This is a genomic window from Streptomyces sp. NBC_01013, from assembly GCF_045162765.1.
Classification (GTDB): domain Bacteria; phylum Actinomycetota; class Actinomycetes; order Streptomycetales; family Streptomycetaceae; genus Streptomyces.
This window is the reverse complement of sequence record NZ_CP108687.1, coordinates 7,129,737-7,141,772: the sequence shown is the minus strand read 5'-3', so window position 1 is coordinate 7,141,772 and position 12,036 is coordinate 7,129,737. Positions and strand designations below refer to the sequence as shown.

At 72.3% G+C, this 12,036-nt stretch carries 10 protein-coding genes; 8 read left to right on the top strand and 2 right to left on the bottom strand.

Annotated features, from left to right (window positions below; all coding sequences use genetic code 11):
* The first annotated feature begins 1 nt into the window (after position 1).
* From OG538_RS31155 to OG538_RS31125, 7 genes are all read left to right on the top strand, one after another.
* Positions 2-790, top strand: a complete 789-nt coding sequence (locus OG538_RS31155) for an SDR family oxidoreductase (RefSeq protein WP_406098767.1) — start codon at positions 2-4, stop codon at positions 788-790.
* Between the two features lie 221 nt (positions 791-1,011).
* Positions 1,012-1,827: an ABC transporter ATP-binding protein gene (locus OG538_RS31150; RefSeq protein WP_406098766.1), complete on the top strand. Its 816-nt coding sequence runs from the start codon at positions 1,012-1,014 to the stop codon at positions 1,825-1,827.
* Positions 1,824-4,328, top strand: a complete 2,505-nt coding sequence (locus OG538_RS31145; RefSeq protein ID WP_406098765.1) for an ABC transporter permease — start codon at positions 1,824-1,826, stop codon at positions 4,326-4,328. The genes OG538_RS31150 and OG538_RS31145 overlap by 4 nt, the downstream gene beginning before the upstream one ends.
* Positions 4,329-4,588: 260 nt before the next feature.
* Positions 4,589-5,194 (top strand): TetR family transcriptional regulator, encoded by a 606-nt coding sequence (locus OG538_RS31140; protein ID WP_406098764.1) that lies wholly within the window; start codon positions 4,589-4,591, stop codon positions 5,192-5,194.
* 111 nt (positions 5,195-5,305) lie between these two features.
* A complete protein-coding gene (locus tag OG538_RS31135) occupies positions 5,306-6,913 on the top strand; it encodes an MDR family MFS transporter (protein WP_406098763.1) in 1,608 nt (535 codons plus the stop codon).
* 179 nt (positions 6,914-7,092) lie between these two features.
* Positions 7,093-9,270 carry a prolyl oligopeptidase family serine peptidase gene (locus OG538_RS31130; RefSeq protein ID WP_406098762.1) on the top strand — a complete coding sequence of 726 codons (2,178 nt, stop codon included), beginning with the start codon at positions 7,093-7,095 and terminating at the stop codon, positions 9,268-9,270.
* A gap of 73 nt (positions 9,271-9,343) precedes the next feature.
* Positions 9,344-9,799: a Rieske (2Fe-2S) protein gene (locus OG538_RS31125; protein ID WP_406098761.1), complete on the top strand. Its 456-nt coding sequence runs from the start codon at positions 9,344-9,346 to the stop codon at positions 9,797-9,799.
* Here the strand turns inward: OG538_RS31125 and OG538_RS31120 are convergent.
* On the bottom strand, positions 9,783-10,460 hold the full coding sequence (locus OG538_RS31120) for a cysteine hydrolase (RefSeq protein WP_406098760.1): 678 nt from the start codon (positions 10,458-10,460) through the stop codon (positions 9,783-9,785). The two genes, OG538_RS31125 and OG538_RS31120, sit on opposite strands and share 17 nt — an antisense overlap.
* Positions 10,461-10,572: 112 nt before the next feature.
* Here OG538_RS31120 and OG538_RS31115 point away from each other — a divergent pair, with 112 nt between their 5' ends.
* Positions 10,573-11,049 carry a pyridoxamine 5'-phosphate oxidase family protein gene (locus OG538_RS31115; protein ID WP_406098759.1) on the top strand — a complete coding sequence of 159 codons (477 nt, stop codon included), beginning with the start codon at positions 10,573-10,575 and terminating at the stop codon, positions 11,047-11,049.
* A gap of 30 nt (positions 11,050-11,079) precedes the next feature.
* On the opposite strand, the gene OG538_RS31110 is transcribed toward OG538_RS31115, so the two are convergent.
* Positions 11,080-12,000 (bottom strand): LysR family transcriptional regulator, encoded by a 921-nt coding sequence (locus OG538_RS31110; protein WP_406098758.1) that lies wholly within the window; start codon positions 11,998-12,000, stop codon positions 11,080-11,082.
* Between the last annotated feature and the right edge of the window lie 36 nt (positions 12,001-12,036).

The following is a 12,036-nucleotide window of genomic DNA, read 5'->3' as shown; positions in this document are numbered from 1 at the left end:
CATGGAGATCGGCGGTCCGTTGGACTTCACGGGGCAGGTGGTCCTGGTCACCGGCGGGACCAGGGGAATCGGTGCCGCCATCTCCGGGGCGTTCCTGGGCGCCGGGGCGGAAGTGGTGGTCTGCGGCCGCACCACCCCGGAAACACTGCCCGCTGCCGAGGGCCGTCGCGCGGTCTTCGTCCCCGCCGACGTACGCGATCCGGCGGCGGCGTCCTCGCTGGTGGACGCGGCGGTGGAACGCTTCGGCCGGCTCGATGTACTCGTCAACAACGCGGGCGGCTCCCCGGACGCCGACGCGGCCACCGTCTCGCCCCGGTTCGTGGAGAGGGTCGTCGCACTGAATCTGCTCGCGCCGTTCTACGTGGCACAGGCGGCCCACCGCGTCATGCGGGCTCAGGACGGCGGCGGTTCGGTCATCAACATCGGCAGCGTCTCCGGCCAGGACCCGCAGCCTGGGACCGCGGCCTACTCGGCCGCCAAGGCAGGGCTGCTGGCCCTCACCAAGGCGCTGGCCCTGGAATGGGCACCGGCGGTCAGGGTCAACCACATCACCACGGGGCTGATCCGCACCGAGAGCGCGGCGGCGGTCTACGGCGCCGACGGCGGGGCGTCGGTGGCGGGCATCATCCCGATGGGACGGATGGCGGTCCCCGACGATGTCGCCCACGCCTGTCTGTTCCTCGCCGGTGGTCTGTCCGGATACGTCAGCGGGGCGGACCTGGCGGTGCACGGGGGCGGGGAGTTCCCCGCGCGCTATCTGGCGGCGAAGGCGGCTGCCGGGCCGGGCTGACAGCTGCGCGACGTGCCGGGGGCTTTCCCCCGGCTCCCTCGACCGGGTGGCCCGATGTTTCCAGGTCGAGCCGGCCCCTGGCTCCTCGTCGCCGCTGCCGGCCAAAGGTCCCCGGCCTCGGGTTATCCCCACCCCGCATCCGCCAGCAGCCGCCATGGCCCGTCATCACCGTGATCCGTAGCGTCGAATGCATCGGCTCGAAGGATCGTGAGAGGGACGGCATGAGGCAGCACGGCGGCAAAGGACAGCAGACGGGTGACCGGCCGGAGGTCCGGGGTGACCTCGGTCCGGCCGTCGAACTGCACGGCGTGCGCAGGCAGTACGGTCGCGGCGCCGGCGCGGTCCATGCGCTCGCGGGCGTCGATCTGGCGCTGCCGCGGGGCACGTTCACCGCGGTGATGGGACCGTCCGGGTCCGGCAAGTCCACGTTCCTGCAATGCGCCGCCGGCCTCGACCGGCCATCGGCGGGCACGGTGCGCCTGGGCGGTACGGAGATCACCGGCATGAACGAGAACAAGCTCACCGAGCTGCGCCGCAGCCGCCTCGGCTTCGTCTTCCAGGCCTTCAACCTGCTGCCCTCCCTGACCGTGGAACAGAACGTGCTGCTCCCGATGCGTCTCGCCGGACAGCGTCAGGACCGCCGCCGGGCGGCATCGGTGCTCGCGCAGGTCGGCCTCGCCGACAAGGCGAAGCGCCGGCCGGGCGAACTCTCCGGCGGCCAGCAGCAACGCGTGGCCATCGCCCGCGCTCTGATCACGGCGCCGGACGTGATCTTCGCCGACGAGCCCACCGGCGCCCTCGACACCGTCACCGCCGCCGAGGTCCTCGGCCTGCTCCGGCATGCGGTGGACACCCTCGGCGCCACCGTCGTCATGGTCACCCACGACCCGGCCGCCGCCGCCTGGACCGACCGCGTGCTCTTCCTCGCCGACGGCGCCCTCGCCGGCTCCCTCGACCGCGGCTCGGCGGAACAGATCGGCGCACGCATGGCTGCTCTCACCTCCCGCCCCGACGCGAGGGCGGGGGTCGCCGCGTGAGCCGCTTCGCCCCCAACGGCCTGGCCCGCGCGGCCGTCCGCTTCAAGCCGGCGTCTTTCGCCGGCACCTTCGTCGCGCTGATGATGGCGGCGCTGATCGTCTCCGCCTGCGGCATCCTCCTGGAGACGGGCGCCCGCGCCTCGGTGCCGGCCCAGCGGTACGCGAAGGCGCCGGTGGTCGCCGCGGCGGACCAGTACGCCCGTCTCGTCACGGGCAGCGGAGACAGCCGCTCCGAGTCGGCGAGCCCGCTGCCGGACACCGCTCGTGTGGACACCGCCCTGGCCGGCAGGGCAGCCCGCGTGCCGGGCGCGGAGACGGCGGTCCCTGACTTCACGTTCCCGGTGCGTCTGGGCGAGGGCGCGCTGACGGGCCACGGCTGGGGATCGCACGCCTTCACCGGCACCGCGCTCGCCTCCGGAACCGCCCCCCGGGCGGGCGAGGTCGTGCTCGACGCCGCCGCCGCACGGGCCGCGAAGGCGGGCGTCGGCGACACCGTCACGCTCGAAACCGCCACCGGGCGAGCCGGTTTCCGCGTCTCCGGGCTGGCGAGGGCCGGATCCGGCGACGCTGTGACCGAGGGAGCCACGGGCTGGTTCACCGACGCCCAGTCCCCTGCACTGGCCGGGCACCCCGGCAAGGCGGACGCCATCGCCGTCCTGGCGAAGGACGGGGCGTCCCCGGCAGACAACGCCGCCCTCGTCGCCGGCGTGAAGAGGGCACTGGCCGGCACCGGAGCCCAGGTGCACACGGGTGACGGCCGCGGCTCCGTCGAGAACCACGGACTCGCGTACGCCAAGGAGACACTCACCGGGCTCGGCGGCTCGTTCGGCGGGATCGCCACCCTGGTCGCCGTCTTCACGGCATCCGGCACGGTCGCGCTGTCCGTCGCCCAGCGGGCCCGGGAGTTCGCGCTGCTGCGCGCGGTCGGCGCCACCCCGCGGCAGATCCGCCGCGCGGTCGCCGCCGAGTCGCTGCTCGTGGCACCACTGGCCGGGCTGGTCGGCTGCCTGCCGGGGGTCGGGCTCGCGCGCTGGTGGTTCGCACAGCTCAAGGAACGCGGGGCCGTCCCTGGCCCGGTGGATCTGCACGTCTCCTGGATCCCGCTCGTCGCCGCGGTCGGTGCGGTGCTGCTGACCGCGCTCACCGCAGGCTGGGCGGCCGGACGCCGGCCGGCGAAGATCAAGCCGGGCCGGGCGCTGGCCGAGGCGTCGGTGGAGCGGCTGCGGCCCGGCGTGATCCGTACGGTGCTGGGTCTGGTCGCCCTCGTCGGCGGCGGATTCTTCACCGCCTTCGCCGCCCGCTCGTCGGGCGACGACGCGGCCAACGCCGCCCTCGGCGTCGTCATGCTGTTCATGCTCGCCGTCGCCCTTCTCGGCCCGCTGGTGGCGCGGCTGTGCGCGGCACTGCTCGGGCTCGCGCTGGACGGCAGCGGCGGCGCCCCGGCCACGCTCGCCGCCGCCAACTCCCGTACGAACGCGCGTCGGCTGGCCTCCGCGATCACCCCGATCGTGTTGGCCATGGCCTTCGCCTCGACGCTCGCCTTCATGCATACGAGCGAGAGCCACGCAGCGGCGAAGCAGTTGCGTGCCGGCGTCATCGCGGACCATGTCGTCACGCACCCCGCCGGGCTGCCGTCCGACGCCGTGCGCCGGGCCGCCCGCACGCCCGGCGTCGACGCGGCCGTGGGCCTGCTCGACACGCAGGTGCTGGTGCCCGTCGGCTCCGGGGGCGACCGGTGGCTGCAGGGTTCGCCGGTCCAGGGCGTCTCGGGCGCGCGACTCGGACAGGTGCAGGACCTCGATGTGCGCAGCGGCAGCCTGGACCGGGTGGGCGAGGGCCGGATCGCCATCGACCGGACGCTCGCCACGTCGGCCGAGGCCGAGGTCGGCGACAAGCTGCCGATGTACCTCCCGGACGGCACCCGGACCAGCCCCGAGGTCGTCGCCGTGTACGGGCGAGGTCTCGGCCTGGCGGCCGTGACCATGGACCGCGCGTCGCTGGCCGGCCACGTGACCTCGGGCTTCGACACCACGCTGCTGGTACGTGGCGGGCACGCGAAGGCCCTCTCCCCGCTGGGCACGGTCACCGACGCGTCCGGCTACGCGGTCGAGCAGACCGCCGACCGAGAGCTCAACGCCTGGGCCAACTACACGATGGCCGCTGTCCTGGGCGGCTTCGCCGCCCTCGCCGCCGCCAACACCCTCGTGATGACCGTCCTCGACCGCCGCCGCGAGCTCGGCATGCTCCGCCTGGTCGGCGCCACCAGGCGCCAGGTGATGGGCATGCTGCGCTGGGAGGGCCTGCTGGTGGCGGTGGCCGGCATCGTCCTTGGCACGGCCATCGCCGCGGCCACCCTCGTCCCGATGATGCGCGGGCTGACGGGCGAGGCCCCCTACGTGCCCCCGCTCGCGTACGGGTCCTTCGCCGCGGCCGCGGTGGCTCTCTCCCTGTTCGCGGTCACCCTGCCGGCGCGAGCGGCGCTCCGCGAACGGCGGGGCTGACGCGGGCCTGACCTGGGGCGCGGCGCACCGGGTTGTCCTCGATCGTCGGGCCGAAGGCCCGGGCCCTTGCCTCCGCTCCGGGAGTCACACACCGAGGACCGGCGTCACGACTCCGTGGGCCGGGGTCGTCGGTGCCACTCCGCGGGGCGAGGCGCCCGGGTCCCCGGCGGAGGCCGTGTGTTCGAGCCGGCGCGGCACTGCTCCGACCAGGCACGAGAGGAATTTTGCCCAGGGAGCAAAATTGCATAGCATGCACCTTCATGAGTGCCGACGATCCCGCCCTCGGGCTGCGCGAACGCAAGAAGCGCGCGACACGCGACGCCCTTGCCGACATGGCGCTGCGCATGGCGGCGGAGCGCGGCATCGAGAACGTGACCGTGGAAGCGGTCACCGATGCCGTCGGCGTCTCCGTGCGTACGTTCTTCAACTACTTCCCGTGCCTGGACGAAGCGATCACCCGCCCAGGTCAGGAGAACGCCGAACGGACCCGTCGGGCGGTGCTGAACGCACCGGAACACCTCACGGCACTCGAAGCCCTCAGCGAGGCGCTCGCCCAGGAACTCGCGCAGATCGAGGAGGACCACGAACGCTGGGAACTCCAGATGGCGGTCCTCAGGAGAAGCCCTTCGCTGCTCCCGGGTTTCCTGGCTGCCCAGGGCGCCGACGAGCGAGCTCTGGTCGCCGTCCTGGCCGAGCGTCTGGGCCAGGACCCCGAGACCGATCTCCAGCCCCGGCTGCTCGCACACGTGGCGATCGCCGCCGTGCGCGCCACCGTGGAGGTCTGGGTGGCCTCGGGCCGCACCCGTACGTTCCAGAGCCTCTACCGCGAGGCGTTCGCCTCGCTGGCCACCGGCCTGAAGACCTGACGCTCCGCATCACGGGACTTCACCCGTCACCGCAGAACCGGTTTCCGCGGACCACGCTCCGCAACACCAGTCACCACAGACCAGTCACCAGAAAATGAGGAACGTCAGCCGATGACCGCTGCCGTCACACCCGAAGCCGGTACCGCCGGCGCGCCCGAGGGGCCCGCGTCCGGCATGACGCGCCGCCAGATACTCCAGGCCATGTCCGGCCTGATGGCCGGCATGTTCGTGGCCATCCTGGCCTCCACCGTGGTCTCCAATGCCCTGCCCAGGATCATCGCCGACCTGAACGGCAGCCAGTCCTCGTACACCTGGGTCGTCACGGCCGAGCTCCTCGCCATGACGGCGACCGTCCCGATCTGGGGCAAGCTCTCCGACCTGTACGACAAGAAGCTGCTCATCCAGCTCTCACTGTCGATGTTCGTCGTCGGCTCACTCGTCGCCGGCTTCTCGCACAGTGTGGGCCTGCTCATCGTGAGCCGCGTCGTGCAGGGCATCGGTGCGGGCGGTCTCACCGCACTCGCCCAGGTCGTGATGGCGGCGATCATCCCGCCGCGTGAGCTGGGCCGCTACTCCGGCATCTTCGGTGCCGTGTTCGCCGTCGGCACCGTCGCGGGCCCCCTGATCGGCGGCGTGCTCGTGGACACCTCCTGGCTGGGCTGGCGCTGGTGCTTCTTCATCGGCGTCCCGTTCGCGCTGCTCGCCATCGTCCTGCTCCAACTGACCCTGAAGCTTCCGACGGTCCGCAGGGAAGTCAGGATCGACTATCTCGGCGCCCTCCTGATCATGAGCGGCGTCAGCGCCCTGCTGCTCTGGGTGACCCTCGCGGGCAACCGGTTCGACTGGGCTTCGTGGCAGACCGCCGCACTGGTCACCGCGGGCGTGGTCCTGCTGGGCACCGCGGTCCTGGTCGAGTCCCGCGTCAAGGAACCCATCATCCCGCTGGACATCTTCCGCAACCGCACCGTGGCGCTGACGACGGTCGCGAGCATGCTGGTCGGCGTGGCCATGTTCGGCGGCACGGTGTTCCTCTCGCAGTACTTCCAGATCTCGCTCGGCAAGACCCCGACCGTCGCGGGCCTGATGAGCCTGCCGATGATCCTCGGTCTGATGGTCTCCACGACCGTCGCCGGGCAGATCATCTCCTCCCGGGGCAAGTGGAAGGGCTTCCTGATCGCGGGCGGCGTCATCATGACAGCCGGCATGGGCCTGCTGTCCACGATCGGCGCCGACTCCTCGTTCGGCGTGCTCAGCCTCTACATGGTCGTGCTCGGCATCGGCGTCGGCATGCTGATGCAGAACCTGGTGCTGGCCGCCCAGAACGACGTACCCGCCTCGGAGCTCGGTGCGGCGACCTCGGTGCTCTCCTTCTTCCGGAGCCTCGGCGGGGCGATCGGCACGAGCGCGCTGGGGGCCGTCCTCGGCCACCGGGTGGCCTCGGAGATGGAGAAGGGGTTCGGCGGGGCGGCGGACAACGGAGGTGCCGGGCACGGCGTTCCCGACCTCAGCACCCTCCCCGAACCGGCCCGGCAGGTGGTCGAGCACGCATACGGCGTGGCGACCGCGGACGTCTTCCTGATCGGCGCCCCCTTCGCGTTCCTCGCCCTGATCGCGGTGCTGTTCATCAAGGAGAAGCCGCTCAGGACGCAGAGCGGGATGGAGCGGCTCGCGGAGGAGAGCGCGGCGGCGGCGAAGTCCGCCGCGGCCCCGGCCTCCTGATCGCTGATCACCGGATCACTCAGCCCCGCGTCGCACGCGTCTGTCCGCGTGTGACGCGGGGCTCCGGCGATGTCCGCCCCGGCAGACCGCGGGCTCCCGCTCCGCCGGAGCCGAGCCCCGCACCGCATGGGGGCGGACCGGGATGGATCGAGCGGATTTCCACCTGCCATGGTGTCGCCATGACTCCCCCGCCCGACTCCCCCTTCGACGTGTCCGCGGACGCGCCCGCGACCGCCGCGGAAAGATTCCCCTTCCAGTTCGCCCGCACCCGGCGCTTCTCGCTCGGCGTGCCCGGGCAGTTCACCGTCTCCCCCGACGGCGAACGGGTGCTCTTCGTCCGGACCACCTCGGGTACCGACCCGGTCAGCAGACTCTGGCTGTACGAGAACGGCGCGGAGCGGTTGCTCGCCGATCCCCTCGGGCCCGACTTCGCGGACGGCGCCCCGGGCGGGGTGCCGCCCGAGGAACTGGCCCGTCGCGAGCGCGCCCGGGTGACCTCCTCGGGTGTGGTGTCCTACGCCACCGACGCCTCCGCACGGCTGGTCGCCTTCGCGCTCCAGGGCGTCCTCTGGGTGCTCAGCACCGACGGCGGCCCCCCGCGCCGGGTAGCCACGGCCGGCCCGGTCGTCGATCCGCGTCCCTCCCCCGACGGCTCCCTGATCGCGTACGTCTCCGGGGGTGCGCTGCGGACCGTACGGCAGGACGGGACGGGCGAGCGGCTGCTCGCCGGACCGGACGGCGAGTACGTGACGTACGGGCTGTCCGACTACGTGTCACAGGAGTCGATCGGGCGCTCGCGCGGCTACTGGTGGTCGCCTCGCGGCGATGCGCTCCTGGTCGCCAGGGTGGACACGGCGAAGGTCCGGCGCCGGTACATCGCCGACCCCTCCGACCCGGAGCGGCCGCCCCGGGTGGTGGCCTACCCGGCCGCCGGGACGGCGAACGCCAAGGTGTCGCTGCATCTGCTGCGGGTGTCCGGGGAGCGGATCGATGTCCACCTGCCCGGCGAGGCCGGGGAGACACACCCCGAGGGCGTCTGGACGGACCGGGCGTTCGAGTACGTCGTGGCGGCGGGCTGGGACGACCACGGTCCGCTCGTCTCCGTACAGACGCGCGACCAGCGGTCGGTCCACGTCCTGGAGGTGGACGAGGTGACGGGCTCGACCCTCACCGCGCACCGGACCCATGACCCCGCCTGGGTCGCCCTGCGTCCCGGTACGCCGCTGCGCCTCGCCTCGGGAGGACTCGTCGTCCCCGCGCGCCCGGGCGGCGACACCCAGGGGCTGGACATCGGCGGCGCCACGACGCCCCCGGGCCTGGAGGTCCGCGAGGTGATCGGCACGGCGGACGGACGGGTGTTCTTCACCGCGAGCGAGGAGCCGACCGAGATCCACGTCTGGTCGTACGCCGTCGGTGATCCCACCGGGAGTCCCGTACGCGTCAGCAGCACACCCGGTGTGCACACCGCGGCAGTCGGCGGCCCGACGTCGGTCCTCGACAGCAGGACACCCCACGGCCGTACGGTGACGGTGCTCCGGGCCGGCGTGCCGACGGGGAGCATCGCCGTCCTGGCCGAAGAACCGCTCGTCGTCCCGCGCCCGCTGGCCCTGAGCCTGGGGAAACGGGAGCTGCGCAGCAGGCTCTACCTGCCGTCCTGGCACCGGCCGGGCAACGGCGCCCTGCCGGTCCTTCTCAGCCCCTACGCCGGTCACGGCATGCAGGTTGTCCTGGAGGTCCGGGCCTGGTGGGCCGCGGTCGCCCAGTGGTTCGCCGAGCAGGGGTTCGCAGTGCTGGTCACGGACGGACGCGGCACGCCGGGGCGCGGCGAGGCGTGGGAGAAGTCGGTGCACGGCGACCGTCTGACGGCCGTTCTGGAGGATCAGATCGACGCGTTGCACGCGGCGGCCGCCCAGCACCCGGACCTCGACCTGACCCGGGTGGCGATGCGCGGCTGGTCGTTCAGCGGCTACCTGGCAGCGGCGGCCGTGCTGCGGCACCCGGAGGTCTTCCACGCGGCAGTGGCGGGCGCGGCCCCCGCCGACCGGCGTCTCTACGACACCCACTGGGAGGAGCGCTTCCTGGGCCACCCGGACGTGCAGCCCGCGAACTACACCCGCAATTCGCTCCTGGACGAAGCGGCGGCACTGTCGCGGCCGCTCATGCTCGTGCACGGACTTGCCGATGACAATGTGGCCGTGGCCCACACCCTGCGGCTCTCCGCAGCACTGCTCGCCGCGGGCAGGCCGCACACGGTTCTGCCGCTTTCGGGCGCCGGACACCTCGTGGGGCAGGAACGGACCGCGAGCGGTCTGCTGCTGCTGGAGCGGGACTTCCTGAGGAAGTCCCTGGGGCTTTGAACACAGATCACCGGTTGCGCGTACCCCTGGACGAAGCGTCGCAGCCGAGAACACCCCGGAAGGAAATGCCAGCATGAGCGCATCGCAGGACCACGAGGTCCGCATCGGACGCCGGGCAGTCGTCACAGCGGCCGGCGCCGTCTCCGTGGCCGCCGTACTGACCGCGTGCGGCGGCTCGAAGGAGGCGGCCGGTTCCGGTGTCGTCGAGCAGTACGACGACAGCGGGGACGGCAGCGCAGGGGCGGTCCTCGCGAAGACCACCGACATCCCGGAGGGCGGCGGGAAGATCTTCGCGGAGCAGGGGGTCGTGGTGACGCAGCCCGCGGCCGGTGAGTTCAAGGCCTTCTCGTCCAAGTGCACCCACGCGGGGTGCGCGGTGTCGAGCGTGTCCGACGGCACCATCAACTGCCCTTGTCACGGCAGCATGTTCGACGTGGCGACGGGCGCCGTCACCACGGGTCCGGCCACCACACCGCTGCCCCCCGCCGCGATCACGGTCCAGGGCGATTCGATCAGCCTGGCGTCGTAGCGCCCCGGCCGCCCTGCCGCCTCCCGGTCCGCCCGCTCAGCCAGCAGTCGAGCAGGCTGTCGGTCGAGGTCACGGTGGCGACCAGGGCGAGTGTGTTGCGGATCATCGCGGGGGTGTAGTCGGCGGGCACCCCCGCGATGGCGTCGGCGGGCACCACCGCGGTGTACCCGAGGTTCACCGCGTCGAAGACCGCGTTGGGAACGGCGACGTTCGCCGATACGCCGGTGACGACCAGGGTGCGACAGCCGAGGTTGCGGAGCAGGGCGTCCACGTCCGTGCCCGCGATCGGCGACAGCCCGTGAAGCCGGCGGACGACGAGGTCTTCGTCCGCCACCGCGATGGGCTCCGCGATCCGTACCGCCGTACTGCCGGAGTGCTGCTGTACGGGAAGCCGCCCCGCGGCGCGGAAGAGGCGGGCGTTGCTGTTGGCGCCCCGGCCGTCCGGGCGGCGTTCGGCCACCGCGTGCAGTACCTGGACGCCTGCCTCGTGGGCGGCGGAGACCAGTCGCGCGACGTTGTCCAGAGCCCCGGAGGACCTGGCCTCCCTGGCCAGTTCGGGCAGCGCGCTGCCGGGTCCCACGACACCCTGCTGGCATTCCACCGTCAGCAGGACGGTGGTGGCGGGATCGGTCAGTTCGGCAAGCTGTTCCCTCGTCGGCACGGCTGCCCCTCTCGGAGACGGATCGGGCGCGCGAGGCTAACGTCCATTGCGCGATGAAGGAAGAGGCCTCATGATTCCTGACACCTAGTCAGCCAACAGGAGGGGGCTTCCCATGGCCGTCAGTCAACGGCGCGGCCGCCGGATCATGATGACGGACGAGGAGCGCGACGCCTACCTCACCGGGCAGCGCACCTGCCGGGTCGCCAGCGTCGGCGCGGACGGCCGCCCGCACGTCGGTGCGCTCTGGTTCTGCTGGGACGGAACCTCGCTGTGGCTGTACTCCATCACCCGGAGCCTGCGCTGGTCGCAGCTGCGCCACGACCCGAGGATCTCCGTGATCGTCGACGACGGGGTGGAGTACGGCGAGTTGCGCGGCATCGAGCTCGCGGGCGAGGCCGTCTTCGTCGGCGAGGCTCCGCGCACCGGCGAACCCTGCCCGGAACTCACTGTCCCTGAGGAGCTGTTCGCGGCGAAGTACTTCAACATGGAGACGATGCCTCACGATGGGCGGCACGCCTGGATGCGGCTCACGCCCGATGCCGTCACCTCCTGGGACTTCGGCAAAATGGCCGCTCCGGCCGGCACGTGAGCAACGGGATCCCGATGGGGAACCCGGCCGCTACGCGTCTCCCAACGGATCGTCCAGCTCCCGCCCCGCCTCCCGTAGCGCCGCGACCGCCGCCCTGATCGACGGGCGCCTGTCCGCGTCCGCGCGCCACACGGCATGGACATGCCTCCGCATCTTCTGCCGTACCGGCACCAGCCGCACAGCGTCGGGCACCGGCCCGCGGCCCAGCCGCGGCGCCACGCAGACCCCCATTCCAGCAGCGATCAGCGCGAGTTGGGTGTGGTGCTCGCCGGCGAGGTGGGCGATGCGCGGCTCGATCCCTTTGGAACGAAGCGTGAACATCAGCCAGTCGTAGCAGAATTCGCCCTCGGGCCACGACACCCAGTCGTCGTCGGCGAAGTCCTCCAGGTCGACCCTGTCCCGCTCCGCCAGCGGATGGCCCGCGGGCATGGCGATGTCCGGTGCGTCGTCGAGCAGTTGCGCACGGGCGAGCCCGCCGGGGACCGGCAGCCGCTTGTTGCTCCAGTCCAGCACCACGGCGAGATCGATGTCCCCTCTGAGTACAGCCCGGATACCGTCCTCCGGCTCCAGTTCCTGCGTACGCACCCGGAGTTCGGGGTGATCGGCGCGCAGGGCGAGGAGCGTCGAGGGGAAGAGTCCGCGCGCCGCGGTGGGGAACGCGCCCAGCCGGATCTCGCCCACCACCTCCCCCCGCTGGGCCTCGATGTCGGACTGCGCGAGCTCGACCTGCGAGAGGATCCGGGCCGCGTGGTCGGCGAGCAACTGCCCCGCGTCGGTGAGCCGGATCCCCCGGCCGTTCCTGGCGAGCAGCTGCTGGCCCACTTCACGCTCCAGCTTCGCCATCTGCTGGGAGACGGCCGACGTGGTGACGTGCAGCCCCTCGGCGGCGCCGCTGACCGAACCGAGCCGGGCGAGGGCATCCAGGGTACGCAGGCGCTCCAGGTTCAACATGTAAGCAATGCTACGCGGACTCTCGAACGAAGTCTC

What these genes read in the sequence shown, in the direction of transcription:
- OG538_RS31155 (WP_406098767.1), top strand. Translation starts at nt 2, where the DNA reads ATGGAGATCGGCGGTCCGTTGGACTTCACGGGGCAGGTGGTCCTGGTC.
- OG538_RS31150 (WP_406098766.1), top strand. Translation starts at nt 1,012, where the DNA reads ATGAGGCAGCACGGCGGCAAAGGACAGCAGACGGGTGACCGGCCGGAG.
- OG538_RS31140 (WP_406098764.1), top strand. Translation starts at nt 4,589, where the DNA reads ATGAGTGCCGACGATCCCGCCCTCGGGCTGCGCGAACGCAAGAAGCGC.
- OG538_RS31135 (WP_406098763.1), top strand. Translation starts at nt 5,306, where the DNA reads ATGACCGCTGCCGTCACACCCGAAGCCGGTACCGCCGGCGCGCCCGAG.
- OG538_RS31130 (WP_406098762.1), top strand. Translation starts at nt 7,093, where the DNA reads ATGACTCCCCCGCCCGACTCCCCCTTCGACGTGTCCGCGGACGCGCCC.
- OG538_RS31125 (WP_406098761.1), top strand. Translation starts at nt 9,344, where the DNA reads ATGAGCGCATCGCAGGACCACGAGGTCCGCATCGGACGCCGGGCAGTC.
- OG538_RS31115 (WP_406098759.1), top strand. Translation starts at nt 10,573, where the DNA reads ATGGCCGTCAGTCAACGGCGCGGCCGCCGGATCATGATGACGGACGAG.
- OG538_RS31110 (WP_406098758.1), bottom strand. Translation starts at nt 12,000, where the DNA reads ATGTTGAACCTGGAGCGCCTGCGTACCCTGGATGCCCTCGCCCGGCTC.